The 418-nt window shown below is 74.4% G+C and carries 1 pseudogene; it reads right to left on the bottom strand.

Going from position 1 to position 418, the window contains the following annotated elements:
• Positions 1-418 (bottom strand): annotated as a pseudogene (locus G3I78_RS49280) (oxidoreductase, molybdopterin-binding protein); the annotation flags it as partial.

The raw sequence follows: 418 nt of genomic DNA on the forward strand, positions 1-418 counted from the left end.
GGATGGCGAAGCCGTTGAAGGCGAAGTCGTGGTGCGCGCTCTGCGAGGGCGGCGGCGGAGGCAGTACGACGTGGGCGTGGCGGGAGGTCTCGTTGAGGTACGGGTCGATGCTGACCATGAAGTCGAGCCCGGACAGGGCCGCGTCGAGGCGCCGCCCGTCGGGGGCGGACAGCACCGGGTTGGCGGCGATGGCGACCAGGGCCCGGATCCGTCCCTCCCCGGCCGTCTCGATCTCCTCGGCCAAGGCCGCGATGGGCAGTTCGCTCTTGGCCTCGGGGTGGCCGCTGACCCGGCTGAGCCAGCGGCCCAGGGTGAAGCCCTTTCCGGGCCCGGCGGGGCGCGGGCGCGGGCCGGCCGCCGGGAGCGGGAAGAGGACTCCGCCGGGCCGGTCGAGGTTGCCGGTGAGGACGTTCAGCAC

Source organism: Streptomyces sp. SID13726 (genome assembly GCF_010548375.1).
GTDB lineage: Bacteria > Actinomycetota > Actinomycetes > Streptomycetales > Streptomycetaceae > Streptomyces.